Source organism: Novipirellula galeiformis (assembly GCF_007860095.1).
Taxonomy (GTDB): Bacteria; Planctomycetota; Planctomycetia; order Pirellulales; family Pirellulaceae; genus Novipirellula; species Novipirellula galeiformis.
Map to the genome: position 1 here is coordinate 500,186 of NZ_SJPT01000001.1, position 26,554 is coordinate 526,739.

21 protein-coding genes and 1 CRISPR repeat array (1 of these 22 only partly in view) are annotated in these 26,554 nt (G+C 54.7%); of the genes, 5 read left to right on the forward strand and 16 right to left on the reverse strand.

Going from position 1 to position 26,554, the window contains the following annotated elements; genetic code table 11:
- Positions 1–779: a CRISPR direct-repeat array (repeat unit 36 nt; unit sequence GTGCTCAACGCCGGTTGGCGTTATCGGATCAATCAC); it begins 1,474 nt to the left of the window's first position.
- Between the two features lie 263 nt (positions 780–1,042).
- The 10 genes from cas2 to Pla52o_RS01760 all read right to left on the reverse strand — a co-directional run bounded on the left by cas2 (position 1,043) and on the right by Pla52o_RS01760 (position 12,752).
- On the reverse strand, positions 1,043–1,342 hold the full coding sequence (gene cas2 / locus Pla52o_RS01715) for a CRISPR-associated endonuclease Cas2 (RefSeq protein WP_146592853.1): 300 nt from the start codon (positions 1,340–1,342) through the stop codon (positions 1,043–1,045).
- 14 nt (positions 1,343–1,356) lie between these two features.
- On the reverse strand, positions 1,357–3,048 hold the full coding sequence (locus tag Pla52o_RS01720; RefSeq protein ID WP_146592854.1) for a type I-MYXAN CRISPR-associated endonuclease Cas4/Cas1: 1,692 nt from the start codon (positions 3,046–3,048) through the stop codon (positions 1,357–1,359).
- Positions 3,045–3,713 carry a type I-MYXAN CRISPR-associated protein Cas5/Cmx5/DevS gene (gene cas5 / locus Pla52o_RS01725; protein ID WP_146592855.1) on the reverse strand — a complete coding sequence of 223 codons (669 nt, stop codon included), beginning with the start codon at positions 3,711–3,713 and terminating at the stop codon, positions 3,045–3,047. Before cas5 ends, Pla52o_RS01720 begins: the two co-directional genes overlap by 4 nt.
- Entirely contained in the window at positions 3,710–4,618 is a 909-nt protein-coding gene (cas7i, locus tag Pla52o_RS01730; protein ID WP_146592856.1) for a type I-B CRISPR-associated protein Cas7/Cst2/DevR, read from the reverse strand. Before cas7i ends, cas5 begins: the two co-directional genes overlap by 4 nt.
- Before the next feature lie 50 nt (positions 4,619–4,668).
- Entirely contained in the window at positions 4,669–6,321 is a 1,653-nt protein-coding gene (cas8a1, locus tag Pla52o_RS01735) for a type I-MYXAN CRISPR-associated Cas8a1/Cmx1 (RefSeq protein ID WP_146592857.1), read from the reverse strand.
- Positions 6,305–6,946 (reverse strand): type I-MYXAN CRISPR-associated protein Cas6/Cmx6, encoded by a 642-nt coding sequence (gene cas6, locus Pla52o_RS01740; RefSeq protein ID WP_197168937.1) that lies wholly within the window; start codon positions 6,944–6,946, stop codon positions 6,305–6,307. The genes cas8a1 and cas6 overlap by 17 nt, the downstream gene beginning before the upstream one ends.
- Before the next feature lie 72 nt (positions 6,947–7,018).
- Positions 7,019–9,349 (reverse strand): CRISPR-associated helicase Cas3', encoded by a 2,331-nt coding sequence (gene cas3, locus Pla52o_RS01745; RefSeq protein WP_146592859.1) that lies wholly within the window; start codon positions 9,347–9,349, stop codon positions 7,019–7,021.
- Positions 9,350–9,862: 513 nt separating this feature from the next.
- The gene (locus Pla52o_RS01750; protein WP_146592860.1) at positions 9,863–11,914 is read right to left on the reverse strand and encodes a PTS sugar transporter subunit IIA; all 2,052 of its coding nucleotides are present in this window, start codon (positions 11,912–11,914) and stop codon (positions 9,863–9,865) included.
- A 97-nt stretch (positions 11,915–12,011) separates the two neighbouring features.
- Entirely contained in the window at positions 12,012–12,512 is a 501-nt protein-coding gene (locus tag Pla52o_RS01755) for a hypothetical protein (protein WP_146592861.1), read from the reverse strand.
- Between the two features lie 45 nt (positions 12,513–12,557).
- Positions 12,558–12,752 carry a Flp family type IVb pilin gene (locus Pla52o_RS01760; RefSeq protein ID WP_146592862.1) on the reverse strand — a complete coding sequence of 65 codons (195 nt, stop codon included), beginning with the start codon at positions 12,750–12,752 and terminating at the stop codon, positions 12,558–12,560.
- A 316-nt stretch (positions 12,753–13,068) separates the two neighbouring features.
- On the opposite strand from Pla52o_RS01760, the gene Pla52o_RS01765 reads away from it, so the two are divergent.
- From Pla52o_RS01765 to Pla52o_RS01775, 3 genes are read left to right on the forward strand one after another with little or no spacing between them, the layout of a single operon-like run.
- Positions 13,069–14,976 carry a hypothetical protein gene (locus Pla52o_RS01765; protein ID WP_231612017.1) on the forward strand — a complete coding sequence of 636 codons (1,908 nt, stop codon included), beginning with the start codon at positions 13,069–13,071 and terminating at the stop codon, positions 14,974–14,976.
- Positions 14,973–16,253 (forward strand): CNNM domain-containing protein, encoded by a 1,281-nt coding sequence (locus tag Pla52o_RS01770; protein WP_231612018.1) that lies wholly within the window; start codon positions 14,973–14,975, stop codon positions 16,251–16,253. The genes Pla52o_RS01765 and Pla52o_RS01770 overlap by 4 nt, the downstream gene beginning before the upstream one ends.
- The gene (locus tag Pla52o_RS01775) at positions 16,250–17,191 is read left to right on the forward strand and encodes a CNNM domain-containing protein (protein ID WP_146592863.1); all 942 of its coding nucleotides are present in this window, start codon (positions 16,250–16,252) and stop codon (positions 17,189–17,191) included. The genes Pla52o_RS01770 and Pla52o_RS01775 overlap by 4 nt, the downstream gene beginning before the upstream one ends.
- A 59-nt stretch (positions 17,192–17,250) precedes the next feature.
- Here the strand turns inward: Pla52o_RS01775 and Pla52o_RS01780 are convergent, their stop codons facing one another.
- Both Pla52o_RS01780 and Pla52o_RS01785 read right to left on the reverse strand, forming a co-directional pair.
- Positions 17,251–17,538 carry a hypothetical protein gene (locus tag Pla52o_RS01780; RefSeq protein ID WP_146592864.1) on the reverse strand — a complete coding sequence of 96 codons (288 nt, stop codon included), beginning with the start codon at positions 17,536–17,538 and terminating at the stop codon, positions 17,251–17,253.
- Positions 17,539–17,791: 253 nt separating this feature from the next.
- Positions 17,792–18,721 (reverse strand): tetratricopeptide repeat protein, encoded by a 930-nt coding sequence (locus Pla52o_RS01785; RefSeq protein WP_146592865.1) that lies wholly within the window; start codon positions 18,719–18,721, stop codon positions 17,792–17,794.
- A gap of 249 nt (positions 18,722–18,970) precedes the next feature.
- Here Pla52o_RS01785 and Pla52o_RS01790 point away from each other — a divergent pair, with 249 nt between their 5' ends.
- Positions 18,971–19,399, forward strand: coding sequence for a hypothetical protein (locus Pla52o_RS01790; protein ID WP_146592866.1), 429 nt, complete (start codon positions 18,971–18,973; stop codon positions 19,397–19,399).
- 223 nt (positions 19,400–19,622) lie between these two features.
- On the opposite strand, the gene Pla52o_RS01795 is transcribed toward Pla52o_RS01790, so the two are convergent.
- From Pla52o_RS01795 to Pla52o_RS01805, 3 genes are all read right to left on the reverse strand, one after another.
- Positions 19,623–20,150: a Fur family transcriptional regulator gene (locus Pla52o_RS01795; RefSeq protein WP_197168938.1), complete on the reverse strand. Its 528-nt coding sequence runs from the start codon at positions 20,148–20,150 to the stop codon at positions 19,623–19,625.
- Positions 20,151–20,334: 184 nt separating this feature from the next.
- Positions 20,335–20,607: a flagellar biosynthesis anti-sigma factor FlgM gene (locus tag Pla52o_RS01800; RefSeq protein WP_231612019.1), complete on the reverse strand. Its 273-nt coding sequence runs from the start codon at positions 20,605–20,607 to the stop codon at positions 20,335–20,337.
- A 626-nt stretch (positions 20,608–21,233) separates the two neighbouring features.
- Entirely contained in the window at positions 21,234–23,330 is a 2,097-nt protein-coding gene (locus Pla52o_RS01805; protein WP_146592868.1) for a fused MFS/spermidine synthase, read from the reverse strand.
- 96 nt (positions 23,331–23,426) lie between these two features.
- On the opposite strand from Pla52o_RS01805, the gene Pla52o_RS01810 reads away from it, so the two are divergent.
- Entirely contained in the window at positions 23,427–24,470 is a 1,044-nt protein-coding gene (locus Pla52o_RS01810) for a cation diffusion facilitator family transporter (RefSeq protein WP_146592869.1), read from the forward strand.
- A gap of 88 nt (positions 24,471–24,558) precedes the next feature.
- On the opposite strand, the gene Pla52o_RS01815 is transcribed toward Pla52o_RS01810, so the two are convergent.
- A complete protein-coding gene (locus tag Pla52o_RS01815) occupies positions 24,559–25,851 on the reverse strand; it encodes a porin (protein WP_197168939.1) in 1,293 nt (430 codons plus the stop codon).
- Between the last annotated feature and the right edge of the window lie 703 nt (positions 25,852–26,554).

Here is a 26,554-nt window from a genome sequence, read left to right on the forward strand (position 1 = left end):
GGTGGCCAAGTCGGTCGAGACGTTGTGCTCAACGCCGGTTGGCGTTATCGGATCAATCACAAAACGTGGGCTTCGCAACCAGTCGAGCGGTTTTGGTGCTCAACGCCGGTTGGCGTTATCGGATCAATCACTTGCGGGCGGCGTTTTCCTACGCGGCCGAGTTGGAGTGCTCAACGCCGGTTGGCGTTATCGGATCAATCACCTTGTTTGGATTCGGTGCTTGATCGCGTCGCGTGACTGTGCTCAACGCCGGTTGGCGTTATCGGATCAATCACAGACTTCCCGTCCGCGTAAGAAACAAAGGATCTAAGTGCTCAACGCCGGTTGGCGTTATCGGATCAATCACTCGGCCTGTGCATGTTGACGAATCAGCGTTTGCAACTGTGCTCAACGCCGGTTGGCGTTATCGGATCAATCACTTCGTCAAACAATTTCTGCGACGACAAACGAGATCGAGTGCTCAACGCCGGTTGGCGTTATCGGATCAATCACCCGAAGCTCAAAAACGGTTCGACGTCTCTGGTCGAGTGCTCAACGCCGGTTGGCGTTATCGGATCAATCACACTGCTTGACGGGAGTCTCAGCGAAGCCGATCCAATTGTGCTCAACGCCGGTTGGCGTTATCGGATCAATCACCGGGTGGCTCGTCAACGTAAATCGATCTGGTGGGAAGTGCTCAACGCCGGTTGGCGTTATCGGATCAATCACGCCATTGCTGCAATCCAATCAAACGCACCGAGCAAGTGCTCAACGCCGGTTGGCGTTATCGGATCAATCACGGCACTTCACGTAAGTAACGGTGCAGGAACAACTTATTGTTTGCATTTTCATGGATGTCGGTATGGACGACACCAGGAGTGCAACGCATTCGCAAATGCTTTACCTCGAAACGGGATAAGTGACCTCACACCAACGACTTACAATCCATTCATGGATCGGGATGCGAAAGGTGACATTAAAAAATGATAGAAACAACCAGATTAACAAAGATCGATGCTATTAGCGACCCAGATCTGGCCCGCCAAACCCCAATGCTTGATCGTTAGAAGATTTCAAAACTGGGGGGAGGGTCACCCCAATCGCTGCGGTCGCCGCGTGAGTGATCGTCTACTTTCGTGGCACAGCGGTCGCATAGTGGAATGACGAGCAGATCGTCCTCGATGGCCATCAATTCGGAGAGTTCCCAACGCAATTTTTCCAATCGTTCCGTGGTTGCGCGGACACGGAATAGACTGTATTGCACCCGCTCACCGTAGCCTTCGAGCAGTTTCGCAACCCGGCGAAGGCGTTTGGGATCGCGGACGTCGTACGACACCAAGTTCCACTTTTGTTGTGAGCTCATGTAGGCAGTCTGTTCTATCGGATTCGAAGCTGACCAAACGCACCGCTGCTACCACTCCACTCCTTCTCAAGCAGACGCAGTTCTAATTCCACCATCCGACCGTACTCTAAAGACTGGTCGGTGTACGGGTGGCGATAGGATTCGGTCAAACGTGTTTCAAATAGAGTAATCGCTTTCTTGCGGCCTTCATCGGATAGCCAAACGTGCCCTGGGTAAATTTCAAAATCAGAAGTTTCGTCCCATTGGCCTCGGTTGAGACTGCCCACGAGCGGCATTTCCCAGAGTAGCGTACGGAACAACTCCATCACGTCCATCACTAGCGGTGGCGCGGTTGTTCGTGGTTGATGAAAATAGCCGAATGCCGGTTCAAGTCCAATCGCCAATATCGTCCGCTGGACAAGCCCAAAAATCATCGAATAGCCGTATGAAAGCAAACAGTTCAGTCGGTCTCGGGGCGGGTGTTTGGTGCGACCGTTCATGCGAAGGGATGCGGCAACACGATCAGAAAGCAGTTGATTGAAAGACGAAAAATAGTGACGTGCCGCGATGCCTTCCTCGCCTCGTAGCGAATCGAGCGATTCCGACTTTTCCGCTCGTGAGACGGCGCGGCGAATCATCTCAATATCCGCTTGCGCTGCAGCGCGAGCAATTTCGTTGCCGCGTGTGCCTCGCAATAAATACTGGAGCTGAAACTGAATTTTTGCCACGACGGTCACGCGAGCCAACTGCAAACAAATGTCTGATTGCGTAAGTGCGGTGTATTGTCGGATTCGCTGCCGGACTCGGCCTGGCGTTTCCACCATGCCAGTGACCCGTCCGCCAGTGGTCACCCACTGAACTGCGACCTTTTCGTGGACACAGGCCGCGATGGCTTGCGAAGTGATTTGCGCACCTCCATAGAGCACCACTGCATCGACTTGTTCCATTGGGATTTTCTTGGTGCCCTCATCGGTTTCGACATGCAATTGCCTCGCCGATCGTTTGACAGTCGCGGGCACGGTGGTCACGTGCAACGTGCGGCGATCTCGTCGGGAGGGAAACAACGTCGCGCGATCCCGCGCACCCTCAGGTTGAACGGTAATGCGTTCTTCCTCGGGAAGACAGATAACACGTAGACTGCATCGACGGCAAAGTTTTTCATTGTCCGACACGGGCGGTCGATCGCCCGAGCGACGAAGCCTGCGCATCATCTCGACGGCGGCACGAACTTCTGCTCGAATCAAATCGTCAATGGGCACGCGAACAGTCACGTTGTCTTGGTGATAGCGAATCCGACCTTGGGTGACTGTTTGTCCGAGTTGTTCTTCGAGCAGCATTGCATAGGCAGCAACTTGCAACCGGTCACTGGGCCAAGCCATCGGAGTTTTGTCACTACTACTCACTCGTTTGCAGCGTCCCTTCTTGTGTTCGTAGGCGACCCAGTCGCCATCGCGGATGCGCGCTGCATCGACTTTTCCGAACAATCCGAGCGACTCCGAGGAGACCTCGAACGACCGCAGTTCTCGCGAGTCATCGTCGAGTTTCGGAACCCGTTCCTCGTGTAATCGCCTCCCCGCGTATACTCGTTCATCGGCTTCGTATAGTCCTTCGACCTCTTCCAAGTAAAACAGCCGTTCACAATACAACAGCGCATGCAAAGCCATCACCCGAATCGGCGGTTCCTCGGGAGCAGCAACGGTGTCGTTAGAATCCAAATTGGCGGTCATTTGTTTGTGACCATCATTGGATTTTTGATTTGAGGTAATCTCTCGACATTGGGAGGTTCGAAATTTGCGTCCATCAAACGCCCCAAGGCGTTTCGTGTGCCGGAAGAACCGACGTGATCGACCCAAACAGGAAGCGTGAAGTTCCCACTCTTGTCGAGCAGGAACAAACGAACCGATTCGTCAGCCAGCTCTGGAGCACGCTCGATCGGCAATACTTCGTCGACCATATGCGTGCTTTCCCCCAAGCTCAGTCCACCGAAACGCGTGATGCGATGGCGGCCATCGTTTGTCAAGGACTCGGCCACTCGTTGCTGCAATGTGCCGACGGCTGGCTGTTCTTCTTCACTTGAGTCCAGCCAAATGACTAGACGGACATCGGTCAAAAGTTCTTGGTAATCCGGACGCACATTCGCGCCGTTTCCCAATCCGAGTTTCTTATCTTTAATTCGCCATAATTTGCGCAGAACGGTACTCTCGTGAGGATGGCCGATCACGCCCGCTGTGCAACGAGCACCGATATGACGTTCACGATCGACTTCACCAACCATCGACAGTAGGAAACCGTAAACCGTCGAGGGGGCGGGAAGCGGGAGCGTTTCCCAATACTCGCGAGCCGCACCGCGACGAAACGACGCAATGGGCACGGTCACATACAATCCAATCATGCCGACACCGTCGCGACGCGATCACAAACTGCTTGCGTGGCCGCTTTGATGCCTTCCTTTACGTCCGCCCCCAGTTCGGCTAAAGCTTTGCCAGAATCCGTAGTGGCTAATTCACCGCCAATGATCAATTCACTTGCCTCGATGTCGCCCGATCGCACACGACGGACGAGTTCGTCCGCCGACAGCGTATGGCCTGCATCCGGAGTCCCGAAGCAATACAGCAAACGCGGTGCAGGATCTTCAGTTACTCGAAACACAATCGCAGCAGGGGAAAAGTCGAACAAGAATCGGCCGTGGTTTCCTGCGACGGTTCGAAGGTTCGCAATCGCTTGCAGTGCTTTGGTTGCACGATCGCTTTGTCTCAGACGATCAGGGGTCATTGCGATCCCGTATTGATAGCGAGTCGCATGAATTTCCGCCCCATAGGGAACCGGATTATTGCCCTTTTTTGCGGCTGATGGCGTTGCGCCAGGTGAAGCGGCGTTAAAGGTCGTGTCGCCAGGCCATGGTGTTAGACTGACCGCACGAGTAACTTCTAAAACGGCACGACGCACCTTTGCCGATCCAGCTTTGCCTTCTTCCTTCGCGGCTTCCGCTGACATGTATCCAAGCAGGTCATCGTCGATGAACGTATCACCACCTTTCTTACCCCAGCCATCGAAACCAGGTTTTTGCCAGTCGTTGGTTCGCGTGTCCTCGTTCCAAGTTCGGTTCGTGCCGCCGGGCTCCATCGCGGCGAGATGTTTTCGTGTTTCAAACCGTATTGCTTCAGCGCTGACGGTGGTGTGAACAGCACCTTTCCAAATTAGTTTTTGCAGCGTGGTTGTGTTACCTTCGGTTTCACCGCGGTTGTTCGCGGCGGTTCCATAATCGGTGACAATATTGGCAAAAATATGCAGAGTCATTTAATAAGGTTCCTTGAAAATTGAAATGATAATTTAGATTGTGATTTCGCTTATGTGGTCAATGAATCCCCTGCCTCTGATGCTTCAGCCACCGCAGCGAGTTCCTTCGCTCCTTTACCTTGGTAACTCGCTAACGCCAATAACGCTAAGTCGCGTGCGTGCTGCCAACCGGATTCGTCTAGCCACGGAAGCACGTCGGTCCAGTTCGCTTGCAACTCTTTGTTTGCTGGCACTCGGCTAAACAGATCGCAAATTGAATGGCGGAATTGGTCGGCTGTTTTCGCGCCGGAAAAGGCCAGCCGCCAACGATCGTATTCGCCGCGAAACCGATTTTGCATGGCGGCTTTCTGATTTGCCGTTTCGCTGGCAATTTGTCCGTATCGTCCACGTAGCGCGTGATGGACGGCTCCGATTAGGGCCATCTGTCCAGGCTTGTCCCAGACGTCTGCTTTGATCATGTTTATCAATCCTGTTCGTTCAAAAGGCAAGCGATCACGAAATGGTTTTCCGTTTGCCGGATCGCGGTCAACAAACAGTTTTGTAAATCCAGCAAACCAATCGCGACGATGAGCCAAATTGTCAGCGATTAAAGGCCGCACGATACTATCACTCCAAAAGAACTCGTCGCGTTCGGTAGACTTGGCCAATTTGCCTTTGCCGGTTTTCTCGGTCACTTTTCGAGAGGCTTTCCGAGGTGCAAAGTAATCTTTTGCGTAACGGAATATTTCTAGTCGTCGGGCGTCCAGCGGCTCGATCTTGTCGGCAGCAACTCGCGATTTCTGTTGGCTGGCCCAAGCAGTGGGTCGGAACACAAACGCCGTCACGGAGGCGACGGCAAGTTTTTGTTGCGTGTCATCGCCTCGCAGCCGAGCGTAGAGTTGTAAAACTGCGTCGCCGCTGCCGCCGATCAGACAATCCCGGTAACTCAGAGGTGTGATCTTGCGTCGGTTGTCAGCGAACAGCAGCAGATCTTGTACATCCGGCACCAGCAATACGGCAGAGCCACGGTTGATCGGCAAAGCCAACGTTCCGATTGGGGCGAAATATGCAGCCAGCAGTTGCGACACGCTACCTTCGTACTTCGTTTGCCCCGCGAATCCATTGTGTCGTACGGCTGCACCTGGATAGAGCGTTCCAGGAAGCTCGGCAGTTTTTTTCGATAACGTTCCGCTCTTTTTGTTAACTAAATCTTGGTAGCCGTCTTGGTGCTTGTACCAGTCAATGCATCGTGTACTGAATTGATACGGTTTACCGTCGATATCGAGGTTGAGATCTGAGTCTTTTTTGTCACCGGTACGCGTCTTTCCGTGCTGCAGAAATGTCAGCATCAATCCGCGTTGAAGATTGATTCGCACTGATTGTGGTTGTTTGCCAATATAGGTCGTTGGCAAGTCGATGGCTCGCTCGTTCAAACCGAAGGCAATCCGGAAAATGGGCTTGAAAACATCTTCGACTTTTCCTGGATCAACGAAATTTAAAAGTATTTTGTCTGAATGCAATTTCCATGGAACACCTTGATCAACCCAAGACGCCGGGATTTCATCGTCATCGCATTGTTCGCTCTGAATCGAACGTTCGATCCAAAGCAACGTTGTTGCCAATCCGCCGATTCCCGCGCGAAGTAATAGGTCCATCTCAGGATCAAACAGGCTGACTTCCAAATGATCTGGAGGTGCAGTTTTCAATTTAGCTATCTTGGACATCACTGGTCTCCTGGCAAGGAACAAATACGCCACACCCCATATGCCGCCGCCCACCGATTCCGTCGGCGAGCACTTTTAGCGAAGACTCATCGTCGAGTTTGGATAACGTCGTCTCGAAACCGAGGATTTCGTTCTGTTTGACGCGAATCGTTCGTTGTCGCCCAACGCTGATCTCCGCCCCCGCAATTTCTAGTTTGTCGAGTTGTCTCTGTACGGCTTCCGTAAATTCCGTTGGTGCAAAAAAACCTTTGATCGTTACCAGTCGAGCACGCAATTGCGAAGCGGGGGCGATTTGCTGGACTGTAGGAACGCCAAGGGTGATAGAGCGTCCAGCTAGCGAAATCTGCTTGCCTGCGAGCGGAAGAAACTCGCCAACACGATCGACCGTTGTGCGAACGATCAAGCGGCTAGACCTTGTCAACGCCATCTGCCGCCCGCCGACTTGTCGACCTGGGATAGGGGCCAACGCAAACCCGTTACCACCGTGAACAGTTGGGATTAATTGAGTGACCGCTCCCAACAACGCATAGCCATGGTCAGCCGGGATTGGAGATTGTCCCAACGCTGGGAACGAGAGTTCAATTAATTGCATCAGGTTCAGCAATCCTTGGTTTGATTTATACATGTGTCGAGTACCTGCAATTCGGTTGTCAAGGTTCATGTTATGAAGCCCAGAAGGCGTAAAGACCTTCGGCGGTCAAAAAATCACGAACGTGCTCCAGACGGCACCAGTTTTGGGGCAATAATCGATTGCGGTTTCTGACGCGACAGGAAAACCTCCCTGTCGAAAGTTATTCAGTCTCCAGTTGTCACTGACGGGATAGTTCATGGGTAGCGTGTAGGCGACGACTGAACGATTGCGTTTAACATCTGGCAAATCGTTTTCGCGAATCACGGTAACTCCGTATCCGGCGGCGCGAATCGAGTCGACGAGGGTTTCCATCCCGCCAGTGAGCCAACCGCTTATTTCGGCTTTAACCTTGCTCGTGGTGTCGATCGCTCGCCAAGCGTCGACGAGTTGCGATTGAGAGATTGGCTCCTCGCCCAACCTGCTCAACCATGCTCGCGCCAGTTCAAGATCAATTTCGTCATACGGTGCCGAGGAAAATTCACCGTCGTCTCGTACTGGTTTGATTACGACGAATGGTCGAGGTGGACGTTCCTCCTCGGGTTGTCCTGGGTGGATCGCACGATTGAGTCGCCCGAGTCTTTGGATCAGTGCGGGAATCGGCGCAAGCTCGGTGACAAGCAAGGTCGCGTGCTTCAGATCCAATGACATTTCGGCGACTTGACTCGTCGTGGCACAGCCACCGTCGTGCGAATCAAACATGGCGGTCACTTCGTTGTGTCGGTCAACTCGATCTTTGTAAATGAAACGACTGTGGTAGACACTGGCATTGCAATCAGCGAGTTCGATGCCGAGTTTTCGGGTTCGTTCGACCGTGTTGCTGATCCAGAGCACGCGTCCACCGGAATCAAACTCGTCGCGAACAAGCTCTATTGCATCCTCTCGTGTAAACGACACGTCTGACTCATGGCGAAAGTATCGAGGCAGTTGCTCCAGATCTCTCGGCCCAGGAACACAGCGAAAGCTCCGCTTGGCTTTCTTGGCAGCTTTTTCAATGGCTTCTCGACGGGATATCGGAAGACTCGCCGTCATCAGGAGCACCGGGATCCCGGGCAGCTCACGGAGAAACGTTAATAGATTTCCGAACAGCACATCGTCATAAGAATGAACCTCATCAAACACGATTGCTGACTGCGAAATTGCGGGCCAGGAATACAAGCCGCGTCGTTGGTTTTGCAGAATCAAGAGCAGTGAATCAACTGTGCAAGCAACGATTTTTGTGTCCCAAGCCTTGAGCGATTCGACTCGCACTGAGGCATCATCGACGTTGTCGTCGAGTTCTCGCGTCCCGAGTATCTGCAGCTTGTCGTATTGCTGGCGACTATGAAACAAATCCGCCCCATCGATGACCGATTGCTTGGACGGATCATTTGTTTCCGCTTCCAATAGATAGCTTTGAAACCCTGCTGTTGCGGTGCCAGTCGTTGGGTAGCAAAACCATAGCCGCCGCCCAGTCTGTTGTTGGTTGGCCCACATATAGGCGGCGACTGTTTTGCCGCTACCGCATCCCGCTTCGACCAGCGTAATACTGGCGTCAGAATCGGCAATCGCTTTTTGGAATTCACGTGGGGAATGGCTTCCGAGGCGATTGGTCACGATCGAATCGATTTCTCCTGGTGCTGGGCGTCGATTCAAAGTTTCAGCGATCCAACTTTGTCGCTGCGGCGCGGTGTCGATGTGTTCCCACAAAGCGGACCCAGCGACGTCGCTGGCGACAAGACAAGCTTTCGCACATGCACAAAACCGTCGCCACGTAGGATCGGAATTGATTTCGTTAATGAAAAAATCGGTAAGCCGCTCAACCATTGCACAGAACTGGACAGGGCTTTTATGGTCTTTAACGCCACCAAAAAGAATGGATGGTATTTGAGAGGGCGGTTTGTTAAGCCCAAACTGCGCTTGGATCTGCAATAGACAAGCGTGAAAATCCCGGTGTTCGACAAAGACTTCAATTGGCTCGCTATTGAATTCATCCATCTTCGGTGAGCATCTACCGTGTTTCGGATGATGTCCCGCAACGGCTGCCATCGCGACGTGCCAGCATCGCTGACAGCCGTCAACGGCAGGCAAGAGCCAAGCTTTCACAGCGGGTTGCTCAGCCAGCCAAACCGAAATCCATTCGTGACGAACCGCCTGTTGCTGCGGATTTCCTCCGATCATTTGCTGGAACTGATTGTTGGCTTTACCTAAATCGTGGATCGCTGCAGCCAAAAGTACGGTCTGACGAAAACGGTCCTGCCACTGACTCGGCGCCAGTCCAAACGCTGACAATTGATCGTGTCCGCTCGCGCTGATGATACCGATTGCTGAATCGAAGACATCTGTAAGGTGCTGTTGCAATGTGGCATGTTGATAAAGATCGGTTCCTTCAACACTTTTCGCGAGCAAACGTTCTGGCATCGGTATATTTCGAAGTGCGATGTGCGACAAATTTGGCGAAAATAAATCATTTTCGTGCTTGGATTTGCCGCATGGGTGAACGTAGTGTACCACCTCGAGTGACACGTTTGGTCACGGTCGTTAGGATTCAAATATATGGCTGGTTTTCGACCGGTTAAAGCTGTTCTGCTTTATTCACTCCTTTGAGTGGCGGTGCGACGGGAAAGACGCGGGCGATCGCAACCTAGGGTTGCGGCTTACTCGCTGCGCTCGCAAGACGTTACCCTGGACAAGGTTGTTCAACGCCGTTGGCGTAAGTCGAAACGAGGCGTGATGGAAACGCCCCTTGGAATTAAAGCAAATCCCGCGTCAAAACCGGAGTTTTAGCAGCCCAGTGCGAACCGTCCGATTTCAGCAAGCAAAACGGTCGAATTAGAGCATTTTCAATTTTGATGTCGCTACCGTCGCGTTCGCGGTGGGCCACGTTCTGGGGAACGCAGCGGCGATTTGAATCCCGCGTTTTTTTAAATGCGCTTAGCCCGGTAGACTGCTCGACGATTCGTTAGGCGTTTCAGCGGCGTCGAGTGCGGCGAGGTGTTCGGGCTTGAAAAAGCGACCGGCGACGATGCGAATCGGCACCAGCAGCGTGATGAATAGCGGAAACAGGATCGCGATGGCGCTGCTCTTGATGATCCACAGGACCGCCAAACAAGTGATTTGGAGGGTGGTATAAAGGTGGACGGTCCGCTGCGGAACGCGTCGCATGTAGTGCGTTTGAGGATACAGGCTGCTTTCCATCGGAAACAGCGCCAAGCGTTCCAGGAATTGGTTGCCTTTCATCGAGACTAATCCCATGAATAGGAAAACCCCGTAGAGCACCGCCATCGGAACCATCTTCAGCAATGACAAGGCAATTAACGAGCCTCCGATGCCCATGTGAATCGCCAATCCGGTCAGCCGTGTTTCGCGAACATGGATCACACGGTCGCGTCGATCGCCGCTACGGGTCACCACTTCTTCAACGTCGGCCAAGCTGCGAACATGGTTTAGCGATCGCACGGTAGCGGCGACCAACCACGGCAGTCCGAACAGACTGAACACCGCGGTCAAAATCCCAATCACGCCCAAGTCCCAGTGGTAGGCTGGGCCTTTCTGCAGTCGATGGTCGGGGCTGTTCACCAAGCGAGCGGTAATGTTTTGGTCGAGATAGATCAGCACGGCGCCGAGCAGTCCAGGGATTGCCGAAGCGAACCAAACCCACACCGGGGCATCCATTGGATTGACAAACCAGTCGCGACCCTCATGCAGCGAGGGAGCGAATTGGCTGGGAATATCGAGTTTGGCGAGTTGCACGTTGTTGAGCCAGATTGCGACCGCGCTCATCGCTACTAAGGCAATCGTAGGGCCGAAGTCGCCCAGCAGTTCTCGCATCCAAGGAAACAAGAATCGGCTGCGTCGAAACGCTTGTAGGTTCATTGCGAGGTACAACGTGCCCAGCGCCAAGAGCAGCGTTAGTAACGCGTGCGATGGGTTCGCAACGTCGTTGATGTCTTGTGACTCTCGGGCCAGTGATGCGATCGCCTCGTAGATGTAGATCAGCGAAATCAACGCGGCAAAGATTTCATCGGTAAACCGTGTGAAAAAACGCATCAGGACGCTGGCGTCGGTCACAGCGAACAACAGCGTCAATCCGCCGGCCCACAAGCTGACGCAAGCGTAGGTCGGTAAAAATGGCAATTGAAGTTGCACGCACAAGCCGTAGAGCGTCGTGATAAAAACGAGTAACGGGCCGGTGGTCCCGATGATATTGAGCGGTTGCCCCGAGAACAGTGCGTAGAGGATGCCGCCGATGGCGGTCGCCAGAATCGTTTCCACGGCCCCGATTTGGCCGTGGGTGGCCACTCCGATAATGCCGCCAAAGGTGACCGTGGGGGCCAAGCACGCGAAGAACAGAAACATGATCGACGCGATGCTCTTGGCGTGCAAACCGTCGCGGAAATCGGAGACGTAGGATGGTAGCCGGCGGCGAAGATCGTCACGCAACCCGCCCGCAAATCGCCCCGTCCAATGCATCTCGTCTTTGTGAAAATCGGTTTCACGAGGTTCTTCGCTCGGGGCGACTCGAGCTTTGAAATGGAGAAAGGCTTCGGCAAGGTCCGTGGCGTCCTTTGCGTGGCGAAGCTCATAGCGAGCTTCCGAGTCGCTCATCAAACGGGCGATGGCCGCGAGCGTATCGATATGTTGTCGTGCCGCCTTTTCGGGACCGACCAACATGAATACGTAGGAGACGCCGACACCGTCCAACGCGCCGGCATTGATCGGGTGACTCAGACGAGCGAAGGCAACCAGCGGTTCGGTCAACACTTCGCTGTAAGCGTGAGGGACCGCAACGGCTTGTCCGATCGCCGTCGCAGCACTTCGTTCGCGTTGTAAAAGCTGCGAGACGAGAGGGTCACGCTGATCCGGGGTCAATATCCCGCGGCGCGTGAGTTCGTCGGCAATCTTAGCCAAGGCATCGTCGAGACCCGATGCTTCGAGATCGAGAACACAACGATCCGCGCGGAACGATTTTTCGAGCAATTCCATGCAGTCTTGTCCACGGTCGCGTTGGGGCGTTTAGAAGAATGACCGCGAGTATGGCATATTTAGCCGCATACGGCGATTGTAGGGGCCGATGGCGGTTCTAGATCAGCACGTCCGCGACTTCCTTGGGAGCACTCTTGGGCGATCGCGGTTCAACGTCTGGACTCGATTGAGCTCGCAATTCGAGTAGTTCTTCGCGGACCTGGTTGAACAATTCAGCGATATCGGTCCAGTGATCGTTTTCACGAAAATTTAACGGCTGCGGGCTTTGCCCCTCGATCAACCGTTGCAATTCGCCTCGCAATCGACAGATCGGACCGGCGAATCGATTGGTGGTCGCGAGCAGATCGTAGGCGGCAATCGGCAAGATCACCAACAGACCTGGGATCCAAGAAATCGCGTCATCCAAACAAAGCAAAATCTGGTCCGTCACTGTGCCCTCGGGATGAGAGCCGAAAACGGTAAAGCAAAATACGACGCAGTAATACAAAATGGCAGCGAACGCATAGAGTCCGACGCGGCGTAGAATGGCGCCTTGAACGTGACCATCGGCGACAACGTATCTGCGAGTCGAGTTCGACGAAAATTGCTTGAGGTTCATCGCGTTTTATCCGTAGGGCGAAGACGTGACTTCGCACGGGGCTCTTTAGCTACCGAATGCGCCGGTGATCGCATCTCCCGAGGAGACGAAGCTCTCTTGTGTCTTGGTCGCCATGACCGAGACCGAGCTGATGCAGACGGCAATGATGAGAGCAAGCATCACAGCGTATTCGACTGCGGTCGGCCCGTCTTCTTCGAGTAGAAACTCGATGATTCGACTTTTTCGAGATGGCTCATTCATGATGTTGGCATGTATCCGTATTCTGCTTAGCGTGTTGATTTGCCCCAAGTGCTAAGTGGAAAGCGCTCACTTGCTTTCTGTAAAACTTGCTCCTGTTATCGAAACCATAGTGCGCCGAGGCGCGTAGTAACGGTTTACTCGTGACGGGTCATATTGATTTTGAGCGGTGTAGGTTCGGCTAGGCTCGATTTGCGGATTAAGCGGGTCAATCGGGAAGCGCGTCCCGCCGGCCAAGGCGATGGAGCCAAGACGATGAAACCAAGGCGATGGAACAAAGGCGATCGAGCCCAGGCCTTCGCGAGCCCGTTTTGCCAACATGGCAGTCCCGTGGGGGGTGTCCGTTGGTCTCAAGTTCTTTTCTACCGTCAATCCCGCTGGTGGCTGTATCGTCTCGGCCTGTTTGTTAATCTGTACCGTTCGTTTTCCTCCTTTCAACCGTCGCGTTAAAACCAGCATGCTCGGACCCGTATTTAACCGTGAAGCGATGGTCGTTCCGAAACGGCCAAAGACTTACCTCAGTCGAGGGGTATATGTGCTCGTGCTGTTTTTGCTGCTCTGCACGGGGTACTTGGTTTTGGACGGATCCCGTTCGTTGCAGACGACTGCGGATTCCGCCCGTTTTGGCGGTTGGATGTTTGCGTTGCTGTCGCCACTGCAATTGTTGGTGCTCAGCAGTTTGGCGGCCGTGGGGGCGGCGAGTAGCGTCGCTCAGGAGAAAGATCGCCGGACGTTGCTGTTGCTGCTGATGACGCGGCTCAGTGGATTTGAAGTGGTGGTGGGAAAGTTGACCGCGAGTCTGCTAAGTCCGCTTTCGATGCTGGTTTGTGCCTTGCCGCTATTTTTGGTACTGCCGCTGCTCGGCGGTGTTTCGCCGGCGCAAGTGCTAAGCGTCTTTGTCGTAACGGCCGCGACGATTGTGTTTGCCGGCTCGGTCGGCACCGTCGTCGGGTTATGGCGCGAGAAGACGTTCCAAGCAATCGCGCTGACCGTGCTGTTGCTTTTGATGTACATGGCGATTGCCGAGCTCCTTACGATCGGCGGTCGGTTCGCGGATTCAGTGGCGTTAGCGCTCAGTCCTCCGCGAGCCCTTTTGGCGGCGGCGTCTCCCTTGGCGAGTCTATCGAGCGAGACTGCGATCGGGATTGGTTACTTTGTGGTCGTGTCGATTTTGATGTCGATCGCGATCTTGGTTTTCGGCGTGCTCAAGGTTCGTGTTTGGAATCCCTCGCGTGACGTTCGTTTGAAAGCACCCGAGGTGGAGACGTCCGAGGAGATGCAAGGTTTAGCGGAACCGGCGAGCTGGAAAGTGCGTCAAGCACGCCCAGTATGGAAGAACCCCATTCTGTGGCGCGAGATCATGACCTGGGCTTATGGCCGCAAAGTTGTGGTCATTCGAGTGGCGTTCGTGGCATTGTTTTTGTTGGTTGCCGGAGCCCTTTACGCTCAGATTCAAAGTGGCGTGGCGATGGAACCGGCGGGTCGGATCGGTCGTGCACTTCCTACCGCAACGTTGCCGTTGGCGGCACTCGGTGTGGTCAGCTTGGTGCTCGTCAACGCGCTCGCCGTCAACGCCGTTACCGGGGAGCGTGACGGACTCGCACTTGACTTGTTGCTGGTGACGGATCTCTCGCCGAGCGAATTCGTGTTCGGCAAGTTGTTGGGGGTGCTGTATGTGGCCAAGGAGATGATCTTGTTGCCGCTGGCGCTGGTCGTTTATATGGCCGCCAACGGGGTGATGACAATTGAAAACGCGGCGTATGTTTTTGTGGGGGCAATGACGCTGTATGTGTTTGTTTCAATGCTTGGTATCCACTCGGGGCTGAATTACGTGGCCGGTCGCACCGCCACGCTGGCAAGCCTCGGAACCGTCTTTTTTCTCTGTGTCGGCATCGCGATTTGCATGACGATCATGGTCAGTTTTCGCGGCGCGTTTCAGCTTCAATTGGCCCCGTTTTTAGTCATGATTCTCGGGGGCGGGGCAGCCTTGTTTGCTTCGCTCGGCTGGCGAAACCCCTCCTCGGCAATCTTTGCCGCCTCATTCCTGTTGCCGTTGATTACGTTCTATGCGATCACTCAATTTTTGCTGCAAACGGACCATCTGTTTGTCGTCTTCGCATTGGTGGTCGGTTATGGATTTACCACCGCGGCGATGATGATTCCGGCATTGAGTGAATTTGATGTGTCGCTTGAGCGAGACCGCGGCGCCGGGGGAGATTCCGCTTGAGTGCTCTGCTGGCGGCGTGGGGATGGCTCCTGGTGATGGGAGTGCTGATCTTACTGAGTGCACTGTTTAGTGGAAGCGAAGCAGCGTTTTTTTCGTTGCCGCATCCAGAGCGTGTACGGCTGAAACGCCGCGGCGTGAGTGGCCGCATGGCAGCGTCCCTGTTGGATGATTCGGATCGTTTGCTGTCAGCAATTCTGTTCTGGAATTTGTTGATCAATATGACCTACTTTGCGATCGCATCGATCGTGGGAACCAAGTTGCAGGAAGATCCTGGGGGTGGTTCCTCGTTGGCGATCGGCTTCACCGCGGGTAGCTTGGTGGTGATCATCTTCTTTAGCGAAATGTTGCCCAAAAGTATCGCGGTGCTCGCTCCCGCTCGGCTCTGTTTGCTCGTGGCCCCGCCCATGAACATCGCGGTCAAGATCGTCGGCCCCGTTCTACCATTGGTGAAAGCAACCAATCTCGCGGTCCTCCGTTTGATTTGGCCCTCGTTCCGCCCCGAACCTGAAATCGACCTCGCCGATATTGAACGCGCGATCGAACTCAGCACCGATGATGCCGCGTTGTTGCAACGCGAGCGGATCGTGCTTTCGGGCTTGGTCGAAATGGCTGAAATTCGAGTCGGTGAATTGATGCGGTTGCGAAGCAAAATGCAGCTCTGCAACGCCGACGAAGTCCAGCAGATTTTTAGTGAGCCAATGCCTCCGAGTGGCTACGTGTTAATCACCGGTGATGACGGCGAAGTCATCATTGGAGCGATTGGGATTCGCCAACTGCGGCCCAGTCAGATCGACGATGTCACCGCTGCGATGGAGCCGGTAATCTACGTGCCCTGGTCCGCCCGCGTGTCGCAAGTGCTCGATCAACTCAACGATGATGACCGCAGTGTTGCCATCGTCGTCAATGAGTTCGGTGAAGTGTTGGGGGCCGTAACGATTGACGATATCCTGCAATCGATATTCACCTCTCGACACAACGTCGACGATGACACGATGGGAGAAGCATCGATTCAATTGCTCGCGGAAAACCATTACCGTGTTCACGGTTCCGCCAGTGCTCGAGCGCTCGCCAAACGCTTGGGGATTGAAACGATCGAAGAGGGCGTCACCACGGTGGCTGGTTTAATTCAGCGTCACAATGAACGACTGCCGCGGGTAGGCGATCGTGCTCCGTTAGACCGCTTTACGTTAGAGGTGATTGAAGAAAACGACGACACCCTCTGGATTGATGTTAATTGTCATCCGAGTCACCCCTCATCGTCGGAGACTCCCTCATGATCGTGGCACTGCTTGTCTTTGTCGTCGGGATGATGCTGAGCGCCTTTTTTAGCGGCAGCGAAACGGGGTTGTATCGTGTCTCACGGACCCGCTTGGTGCTCGACGGATTGAGCGGATCCAGGATGGCTCGCGGGGTCGTTTGGTTGTTGAATCATCCCGCGATCTTTGTTGCCACGATGTTAGTTGGCAACAATATTGCCAACTATCTCGTCAGTTTTGCCATCGTGATGGCGGTCTTGATTTTGTTTGGTGAGAACACCAGCGCCGAGATTATCGGCCCCGTGATGATGACACCGGTGGTCTTCGTGTTAGGCGAATTGTTACCCAAGTATTTGTTTTTCCACGCACCCTACCGTCTGTTACACGCGACCCGCCCTGCCCTGTTGCTCGCGACCGTGTTGTTCGCACCGGTGACGATCTTGCTTGGCTTTCTCGGAAATGCGCTGCGGATGATCACGGGGGAAACTCCCTTTCGCGTCCGCTTGGCGATGGCGCGAGGTGAATTGGATCAAGTCTTGAGAGATGGGCATGAAGCTGGGATTCTGGCCGCCGGTCAACGCGTGTTGGCTCAAAATCTATTCGAAGTCGGAAGCCAACCTGCGGTCTCCTATGGGGTGCCGCCGCAACGGTTGGCGGTCGTGGAGGCTCCCGTCAATCTGAAGGAAGCAAAGCAACAGGCCAGACGTCGCAATCACCCAATCTTGTTGGTCCAGCGTGGGGGGCGAATTATCGGATTTCTACGGTATGCCGACCTCTGTGTTGCTAACGCAAAGGTCGAGATCAAACCGGTTATCCGCGGCCGCGTCAGTGATCGACACCTACGCATCCTATTGCGGCTCTACGATGCCGCAAGCGATGTGGCAGTGTTGTTCGATGATCATGGGGATATGCGATCGGTGGTGACCCGTCGACAATTGCTGCAACCCTTGATCAAGTAGCCTCGCCCGAGAGTGCGGTCCACGCTGCGTCGCAGAACGTTGACACCGCGACTTTAAAACTACTTGGAATAACCCAGCTTCTCGATCACCGTTAACATCTCATCACAGGTGATGTAGCGGCGATGATGTTCGAGTTTGTATTGGTCGATCGCGATTGCCAATTGACGACCGTTATCGGTCAGCTCGTTGTGCGCGCTGCCGAATTGACGGCGTTCGCCACCCGTGGCACCGGCATTGCTCGTTCGGCGATCGACCACGGGTTCCGATGCGGATGATGGCTGGCTCGAAACCGAAAAATTTCCCAGAGCTGCCGCTGAATAGTTGTTGGGTAGACTCGAGTGTGACATCAATTAACTCTTCTGCTGAGGGAGCGTAGTAGTCCGTTGAAACCCTAGCTCGCAAAATGGAGCGGTGTCGTGTTGCAATTAGGTGAAACTGTGTTTCCGCCTAAGACTTAACCGCGATCCACCGGTAGGACCGATCCATTGGGATCCTTCGGCATAACCGAAACATCGAGAATTACCCGCACAACCGAGCGTTCGCTGCAGACGTTCCGCGATGAAACGACCGCACAAAATGCCACCGGTCATAGGTCTGGGACTATCGCAAACGGGCGGAGTTGTTGACCCCGTGTTCTTCGTTGGCAAGACGCGCTTGTTGCTTTTTGATTTCGTTGTCCCAATGAGGGTCTGCCGAGGCATTCGGATTGAGGGTATGGGGGCTGAGCGAGTTGGGGTTCAGCTTGAGCGCCATCGCGAGTGACTGTTTTGCGGATTCAACGTTTCCCTGGTCGAGTGACAACGTGGCCAGCTCTAAGTGGGGCGTTGCATCGCTGGGGTCTTTCTCGGTGGCGCGAGCGAAGCACTTCTGCGCCTCGTCGATCCGCCCCAACCGTCGCATCGCGATGCCCTGCAGCACGTCGGCGCGGGCGGGGGTCGCGTCACTGCCCACGCCATCTTGCAAGCGGTCCAGGGTGGCCAGCAAGCGGCCGTATCGTTGCGATTGGTGATAGATCTCGGCCGTTTGCAATTGGACCTCGGGAAAGTCGGGTTGCAGTGCGAGGGCGCGATGGTACGCCGCCAAGGCATCGGGCAACTGTCCTGCCGCAAGTAAGCAATCCCCTCGCAACGCCCACACGTCGGCGGAATTGCGCGCCGTGGCCAAGGCCACCAGACTTTGCTCTTGAGCCTCCTGGTCGCGTCCCACTTCGAGGTACATCCGTCCGAGTCGCTGGACACGTTTAGGGTCGCTTGCACTTAAGCGGACGGCTTGTTCCATGTGCTCGATCGCCAGATCATATTCGCCTCGTTGCCAAAGCGATTCAGCCAATCCCCAATGAGCGCGGTCATCGGCCCGTGAAACATCCAGTGCGTCGCTAAAGAGCGTCTCGGCAACGTCCCATTGGTTGTTGTGCATGGCCTTGAAGCCTTGCCCTGAGAGTCGACGAGCGGCAATCGATTGCCGACTCTCGCCGATCCGCCGAATCGAGCGGCAGCCGGGTAACGCCAGCACCGTGATCAGCAGTATCATGAGGGCGAAATTCGATTTCATAAAATGTCGACTGCGTTGAAAAGAACGTTCCTGATCCCTTTTAGCAAGTTTTCCCCGCCTAAAGCAATGTAGACATGCAAATCCAAGCGGAGACATTTAGGAGGCAGGGGGGCCACGTGATTCGGCGTGATTTCAACCTTGATGACGCTTCAACGCGGTTTTCTAGCCCGTTCACTACCGGCATCGCAAGCGAGCCGCTCGCACCACACAAACATTCAAAAAGAGACTATGCCAGCAACCTTTGACGACTTCGGTGTCCGCTTTCTGTATCCCGACAACTGGCAGGCTGTGGTCGATGAGGTTGACGGTGGAAATAGCGTCACCTTGCAATTGCCCAGTGGCGGGTTTTGTTCGATTCTCCGCGACCAAACGCAAGATTCGAACGAGCAGATCGTCGATCAAATTCGCGATGCGATCATCGTCGATTACAACGAAGTGGAGACCGAACTGCTGAAAATTGAACCCTTTTTCGACGCGGGTTTAGCGTTGGACCTCAAATTTTACTATCTCGATTTGCTGATCATCTCACGGACCATCGTGACTCGAATCGCGGGGCAACGGTTCGTCATCCAATTGCAAGCCGAGAGCCGCGATTTTGACGCCAATGAGCCCGTCTTCGCGGCGATCCTGAAACAGCTCCGGGAGTGCGATTTGTAGTCCCGCTCGCTTTCCGGCTCGCCGCAGCAATGTTCCGGCGCGCTGGGCCGCTGCGCTAACCCAACGCGTCCGTTGTGAAGTGGCGTGTGTTCCACCCGCAGCGTCAGCGCGGGAAGATCACCGTGGGCTCAGTCTCTCGCTGACGCGTCGGGTGCAGATTTGCTAGGTGAAACGGCAACAGTGCAATTTCAAAACTGATGCGTCGAAGCATCGGCGATGCCGGCTAGACCAAATCTTGCTTGCGTTTTTTGCGGCGGCTCTTGCTGCATTCACGACAGACGCCGTGAATGATCATGCGGTGGCCCGCGATGCGAAATCCATGCTCGGATCCCACTTCATCACGCAACTTCGTTAACGCTTCGCTTTGAAATTCGAAGAGTTTTCGACAACGGGTGCAGTACAGATGATCGTGTTGGGGGTAGCCGTAATCATGCTCGTAAACGGTACGGCCTTCGAGCTGAAAGCTCTTTAGCAGCCCTGCATCGACGAATTCACGCAAGGTGCGATAGACCGTCGCACTGCTGACGTAGTTTTTGTCCCCGCGGCGAGGCAGCCGGTCGATCAATTCGTCGGCATCAAAATGGTCGTGATGACTAAACACTTGATCGACCAACGTTTTACGTTGGCTCGTTTGTCTCAGTCCACGCGTCTGCAGATACTCTTCAAAACGTTCTTGAGGAGTGAGCGAGACGTCGATCGGTTGAAGCGAAGGAGAAGATTCAGACACGGCAACAAATTTTAACAGTGACATAGCCGCCTCCAAGAGAGAGCGGGCGGCTATCAGAACGTTGAAACAGCTCGCAGGTGAACTCTCAAAGGGTACACCATTTGCGAACTGTTTGAATGCCTATCACTGTCTTACCGCAAATCATGGACCTTGACCACGCCGAATCGGGAGGAAACCGAGTCGGTGGGGGCGTGCGGCGTGAGAATCGCTACGCGAGTTGGTCTAACATCCGATCCAAGGCGGCGTCCAACTTCTCAGGCGTGTCGTAGTTGCCGCTGGCGATTTGGCGACGAAGATCGGCGACGCGATCGACGCGAATCTCCCCACCACCGGCGATGGCGCCTTCGAGTCGGTTGACCCCAGAGGCAGCACTGCTGAGGTCGAGCTGATCCACAGGAGATGCGGATTTTTTCGGCGTCGTGAGGTTGGGGGAAGGGGTTTGGGTTCGCTGGGCTCCGCCTGCGTTTTGCGAGGCGGACATACGAAATGGGCCATAAATCTGCATGATCTGATTGCTCCCGTTTGGGACGAGTGACTCCCATTAAACCATCCGTAACTCCGTTTGGAGTCGCCATGGGTCGGTTTAATGGATGCAAAAGCGCGTTAATTGACCGGGCCTATCAAGTAACCTCTTCCTTGAGATGACTCAAATGTGACCGTTTCCGCGTCGGTCGTCAGCGCCGCTATCCTTGTCCCAGGATGCAATCCGTCGTAGCGAAAAGAGACTTTCGTCAGCGCGAATCGGGCGGAAACATTTGTTTCATCGTCCATCGACCGCGGTAACTTCAATCAAATGATCACCCTGCGGGGCACAAATTGAATCCTCGGAACACTGCGGAGATTAGCAAATGCGTGAAACAGCGGGCAAGAGCGTTTTTTAGAGCTGCTTGAGCCAATTCAGAAAAATAAGCACTCTTTTTTTTGTACCCAAACTTTTTAACCGTGTGCCCGTTTAACGGTGCAACCAGCGACGGATCGCCCGCATGTGACAAGAATGACGACGTTTCGTCTCTATAGAGGGGGGCATGGGGAATGACGCAAGGTTCCTGCCGACGCCGCGCCCGCTTGGCCATGGGGGCGCACCCCCTGCCACAGGTTAAGCGTGCTCTACCATAGGTTGAGCACGCTGACCAAGTTGTGGTGTTGGTCGGTCCACAACGGAGCGCGTTGTAGTTCGTCCGAACTTGCCGGTCGAGCCGTTGCCATCGTCGGGTGGTCCCAGAGCGGATTGCTGGGGGCCGCCAAAATGACCCAGCTCGAATTGCGGACGTGGATCGAATCGTCTCCGGTCCCGTACACGACTCGGCTCTCGAGCGATGCATGTTTCGCCAGCCGATGAACCAACGGAACGAGATCAAGATGGTTGTTCGAGACATGCACGGCGAAGACGCCCTGTGTGGCAAGACGCTCACGATAGAGTTCGAATGCTTCGGTGGTGAGCAGGTGGGCTGGAATCGCATCGCTGCTAAACGCATCGAGTACGATCAAGTCAAAGCGTTGCTCCTGCATCCGCTCCATCACCAAGCGGCCGTCCCCTAGATGGTGCCGAATCGTCGATGGGCAATCTCGCATGAACGTAAAGTGCTCGTTGGCGATTCGTTGGATCGCGGGATTGATTTCGATCATGTCGAATTCATCCTCCGCTCGGCCGTAGCTGGCAAGCACGCCGCAGCCGAGACCAATCACGCTGGTTTTGATCGCAGGGGATCGTTCTTGCAACACCGAAATCACACGTCCGATGCCGCTGTCGTAATAATAGTAGGCGGTCGGTTCCGACGCCGCCGCGCCAGCACGTTGCATTCCATGAATCGTTCGGCCATGTACCAAGTGGGTGCCTTGGTCGTCGCGATGCACACGCAGGACTCCGAAGAAATTTCGATCCGATGCGATAGCGGATGCGTGATCTTTCATCGACATGTCAATGATCGGCAGCGCCATCACCACCGCCACCACGATCTTAACTCGTCGTGCCGCGTTCCAATCGTAGTCGGTCAAACGCCAGCCGCGGCTGGCAAAAAAGATCACCATGATCAGCGCCGATGCAATTGACAACGCGAGTGGAAGCTCGCTGAAGTTGTTGAACACCAAGGGACAAACGATGGCAACAATGATGCCGCCGATCGCCCCGCCGGCGGACAGCAATGTGTAGTATTGGGTCAACCACTGAGGCGAGGGTTTGATGCGCACGACTTCACCATGGCACAGTAAACAAACCCCTAATAACAACACCATGTAGGACAACGCTTCGCTGATCAGTTGCAACGAAAACGGCAGCATTTGTTTGGTTTGAATCGTAGCGATGGCCACGATACTGACCAAAGCGATCCATTTTGGCTTGTACCACTGGGGCGAATCGAAGCAGATGATAAAGCTGAGCAAGTACAAACTTAGCGGTAGCACCCACAGAAACGGAATCACGGCGACGTCTTGGCAAACATGGTTGGTCACGACCAGCAAAAAGGTCGAGGCAAACGCAGGTAACACAACCCAGCTGAGACGGTGTTGCCACAGGATGGGAGATGCTGGGGACGCGTCATCCACAGGTGGGGCCGGTTCGTTGCGTCGGCGATCGATCACGCGAAACTGGCCTATGGCAACGAAACCTTGGATTAAAACAAAAGCACAAAACATCAACGACCAAATGACCGATTGATGCGAAACCGATAAAAAGGGTTCCACCGCAAATGGATAGCTCAATAGGGCTAATAGCGACCCGGCGTTCGAGAGCGCGTAGAGTCGATAGATCTTGTCACTTGAATCTTGATAGCTCAACCAAGCTTGGATCAACGGCCCGGTGCTCGAAAGTACAAAATAAGGCAGTCCGACGTGACACAGCAGCATCCAGAGTAGGTACAGCGTTGGGGACTCCGCACCATTGGGCTTCCAAGCGTCCGAGGGTTCAATCGGCAAACTGAGTGCGGCGGCGGTGAGCAGCGATAAATGGATCGCACCTTGAATGCCAGGTCGAAAATAACTTTTCAGTACATGGGCATACAGGTAGCCGGCGAACAACAGCAGCTGAAAAAACAGCATGCACGTGGTCCAGACCGCGGGCGTGCCACCGAACCAAGGCAGCACACATTTGCTGATCACCGGTTGGACTTGGAATACCAAGAACGCGCCAAGCAGCGTGGTGGCGGCGAACCAGAGGGTGGGCAAACCGCTTTGTTCCGGTTTTGCAGGCTGGGAGGGGCGATGGCTCATGGATTTGTTTTCGCAAGCAACGGTAGAGGCAGGCAATGTAAGGAAATGCGGACACACGTTGAAAAAAGGTAGGTTACGGTTCGCCACCGTGGGGGGATGAATCCGGAAATCGCCCTGGTTCAATTGAAATCGTTTGGCGGTACGATAAGTCTGAAAATTGACGTTCATCGAACGCGTCGAGCGTCCACCCCAGCCTGCGAGTTCTCGCCTTTGTCGATTACACCTCCTCGAGACGAAGCCAGCATTGCGGTGCGTCAACGCGTGTACGTCGACGCGGGCCGCGCGGCGGTTTGGGGATTGGGCGTCAATGTTGTCTTGGTCATCGCAAAGATGACGGGCGGGATCGTGACCGGATCCGCCGCGTTGATTGCCGACGCCGTCAATTCGATCGGAGACGTCGCCAGCGCGTTGGCGGTCCGCGGAGCATTAAGCGTCGCCCAGCGCGAAGAGGACGACGATCATCCCTACGGTCATACCAAGGCGGAATCGATTGCCGGTTTGTGTGTGGCGTTGTTGGTGGCGTTTAGCGCAGCGCTGTTAGCGATCGAAACGGCAAAGCGATTCGGTGGTGAATTGCGAGTCCCCGGATTGTTGGCGGGGTGGATTGCGGCGTTTTGTGCCTTGGTCAAAGAGGTGACGTATCGGTTCACCGCGCGGGTTGCGAAGCGACTCGATTCATCGGCGCTGCGAGCGACCGCGTGGGATCATCGTAGCGACGCGCTCGGTTCGGCCGCCGTGGCTGCCTCGCTGCTTCTCTCGCCTTATCTCGGTGCCTGGGGACCGTACATCGACCCGATTGCGGCATTGTGTGTTTGTGCCATGTTGATGGTCACCGGAATTCGGATTTTTACCAGCACCGCACGCGAGATGATGGATCAGCAAGCGGACGAGGCGACCGTGGCACGCGCCCGTCAAGTCGCTGAAGCGGTCGCCGGGGTGTCGTATGTCGAGAAGTTGCGGATCCGCAGAAGTGGACTCGAATTTTTCGTCGAGATCCATGTGCAAGTTCCCGGCGAAATGTCGGTTCAAGAAGGCCATCGGATCGGCCACGATGTCAAAGACATGTTGCTCATCGAGATGCCGCGAGTCCGCGACGTCCACGTCCATATCGAACCCGACACCCACAGCGGAGTGTCGTAAAGCAATCACTCAGGCTCGGTTCGTTTCTTCTTGATGGCGTGGAAAGCCGAGCGGCGATGTCCGCTCGGAGCTGAAATCTAAATTGCAGCTAAAAACTAAATTGGATCTGCGACCGGAAGAGCCAGCCGCGATTTCCCGCCTCAATATCGAGCGATTGCGAACGGAGGGTGGCTCCGTTCAGATGGGTTGCATCGACGACTAGCTTGGCGTGGTTCTCGCGAAAGTACCAAGCAACTGCCCCGGCAACCTCTTCGGAGCTCTGGTCACCGAGGCCGAGTGTGCCCGAGTCCCCTTGCACGCGGGACCAACGGGTGATGAGTTCGAGCTTTCCTGGCACGACGAACTTTCCGAGTTGAAACCAGAAACCATGGTCGAGTAACTCGGGGATCGCGGCGCCGCGGATGTCGCCAAGATTTCGAAAGTAGTACTCAAGCGTCGAAGACCAACCTCGATATTTAAACGAGGCGTCGACCGCATAAAGTGAGACATCGTAGCCCGACACCGTCGCAGGGGCAACGTTTGCGAAGGCCGCCCCTGAGTCAACGACACGAAGACGATTGAATTCTGTGTTTCCGGAGCGTTCAATCGTCGACCGTGCGAATCCGCCTCCGACCCGCATTGCCAAGCGATCGTGATGTTCGAGATCGGCTAATTTAGACTTTCCCCAATCGCCGATCGGGTGGGCGTGCACGCGTCCTGAGTAGGCAAAGTTATCGTCCAAGCCACCGCGGTTGCCGGTTGCGGCGCCACCCGTGGCAATGCCGTTGAAGAGCGCGACGTCCCAGTGGATCGGCACCGCCCATTGCTTCGCCGTGCCGTGCAATCCCACTGCAAAGCTGCGATCAACGTCGAAAAAGATGCTGGACATGCTGCGGTCGGCAAACTCGAAATCTCGCCCCGACAACCAACGCGACATCGTGAACGGCATCTTGTACTTGCCCGCGCGAAATGCAATCGTGCCTGGCTCGAGTTCGAGTTGGTCGTTGCCCAAGTCGTAATCAATGTAATAGTCGAGCAGCCGAATGTCATCGCCATCGGTGCTGCGCCCATCGAGCTGCATAAAGTAACTGAAGTTGGGATTGAATGCGTTTCCGGAGAAGACCAAACGCCCCCGTTTGAGTTGCAGTTGGTTGAGGTCATCTTCGGGCAGCGAAAAATCGCTGACGGTGTGTCGCAGCTGTCCCCAACCGTTGATTTTTAAAAGGTAGGGCGAGCGCGCGGTATCCAACTCCAGTGCACGGCTGCTGGCGATCACGAAACCGTTGTCGTAACCCACTTGGACGCGTTCCAACCAGTCGAGTGCGGGCTCGTCCGTGATCGGCGACGAAGGTTGGATTTCGATCAAACCAAGCTCCGTCACCGCCGCGTTTGCGTTGCCCATTTGCCCACTGCATCGAGACGCAAAGAGAATGAGCGCACAGCAAATCGTTAGAGCGGCGAGAACACGCAAAACCACATCCATAGGTAAAGTCGGAACAACGCGACTCTTCGTTTCATCGGCAACAACCCTCAGCACCGATAGAGTCGTACCGCAAATTGCGCTGGGGCGGGCTACGTAAAGTTTGCCGGTTGCTTGAGGATGGTTCTTGCACCCGGACTACGAAAACCGGTTCGCATGAACATCACAACCCGAAGCGTGAGCGAGGGAATATTGATCTTGTTTGGGTCCCTCGCTGACGCGTCGGGTTATGATGGTGATTGCTCAGCGGCTGCAGGAATGACGAGGTTTCTTACGCCGGGTGCACCCGGACTACCAAAAATGTCTTCATCGTTCACTTAACAAAGCGTTACGGCTTTTGCATGAAAATCACCATCCAAAGCGTCCGTTTTGAAGTTGCGTTTTTTTATGCGTTCCGGGTCGAAGCCCCAGCAATTTGCTTAGCCAAGTCCAACTGGCTTTTGATTACCCACGAAATCGATTACGCCGGAGGCGTTGCCAGGCACTAGCCGGCGGTCGAACGAAGCGAGAATCGCCGGAAGCCGATCGAAATGTAAACGCCGGTCCCGAAGGTGGTCGCAGATCCATCATCAAGGATGCTGCGATTTTTGGCAGGCGACGGGATTCGTTTGGAGGGATAACCGCA

Bases quoted from the DNA above. Each gene is read 5' to 3' on its own strand.
- cas2 (WP_146592853.1), bottom strand. From the start codon at position 1,342: ATGAGCTCACAACAAAAGTGGAACTTGGTGTCGTACGACGTCCGCGAT.
- Pla52o_RS01785 (WP_146592865.1), bottom strand. From the start codon at position 18,721: ATGATACTGCTGATCACGGTGCTGGCGTTACCCGGCTGCCGCTCGATT.
- cas6 (WP_197168937.1), bottom strand. From the start codon at position 6,946: ATGTATAAATCAAACCAAGGATTGCTGAACCTGATGCAATTAATTGAA.
- Pla52o_RS01765 (WP_231612017.1), top strand. From the start codon at position 13,069: ATGGCAGTCCCGTGGGGGGTGTCCGTTGGTCTCAAGTTCTTTTCTACC.
- Pla52o_RS01755 (WP_146592861.1), bottom strand. From the start codon at position 12,512: ATGAACCTCAAGCAATTTTCGTCGAACTCGACTCGCAGATACGTTGTC.
- Pla52o_RS01775 (WP_146592863.1), top strand. From the start codon at position 16,250: ATGATCGTGGCACTGCTTGTCTTTGTCGTCGGGATGATGCTGAGCGCC.
- Pla52o_RS01790 (WP_146592866.1), top strand. From the start codon at position 18,971: ATGCCAGCAACCTTTGACGACTTCGGTGTCCGCTTTCTGTATCCCGAC.
- cas3 (WP_146592859.1), bottom strand. From the start codon at position 9,349: ATGCCAGAACGTTTGCTCGCGAAAAGTGTTGAAGGAACCGATCTTTAT.
- cas8a1 (WP_146592857.1), bottom strand. From the start codon at position 6,321: ATGTCCAAGATAGCTAAATTGAAAACTGCACCTCCAGATCATTTGGAA.
- Pla52o_RS01750 (WP_146592860.1), bottom strand. From the start codon at position 11,914: ATGGAATTGCTCGAAAAATCGTTCCGCGCGGATCGTTGTGTTCTCGAT.
- Pla52o_RS01805 (WP_146592868.1), bottom strand. From the start codon at position 23,330: ATGAGCCATCGCCCCTCCCAGCCTGCAAAACCGGAACAAAGCGGTTTG.
- Pla52o_RS01720 (WP_146592854.1), bottom strand. From the start codon at position 3,048: ATGACCGCCAATTTGGATTCTAACGACACCGTTGCTGCTCCCGAGGAA.
- cas7i (WP_146592856.1), bottom strand. From the start codon at position 4,618: ATGACTCTGCATATTTTTGCCAATATTGTCACCGATTATGGAACCGCC.
- Pla52o_RS01760 (WP_146592862.1), bottom strand. From the start codon at position 12,752: ATGAATGAGCCATCTCGAAAAAGTCGAATCATCGAGTTTCTACTCGAA.
- Pla52o_RS01800 (WP_231612019.1), bottom strand. From the start codon at position 20,607: ATGTCCGCCTCGCAAAACGCAGGCGGAGCCCAGCGAACCCAAACCCCT.
- Pla52o_RS01810 (WP_146592869.1), top strand. From the start codon at position 23,427: ATGAATCCGGAAATCGCCCTGGTTCAATTGAAATCGTTTGGCGGTACG.
- Pla52o_RS01815 (WP_197168939.1), bottom strand. From the start codon at position 25,851: ATGGGCAACGCAAACGCGGCGGTGACGGAGCTTGGTTTGATCGAAATC.
- Pla52o_RS01780 (WP_146592864.1), bottom strand. From the start codon at position 17,538: ATGTCACACTCGAGTCTACCCAACAACTATTCAGCGGCAGCTCTGGGA.
- cas5 (WP_146592855.1), bottom strand. From the start codon at position 3,713: ATGATTGGATTGTATGTGACCGTGCCCATTGCGTCGTTTCGTCGCGGT.
- Pla52o_RS01795 (WP_197168938.1), bottom strand. From the start codon at position 20,150: ATGTCACTGTTAAAATTTGTTGCCGTGTCTGAATCTTCTCCTTCGCTT.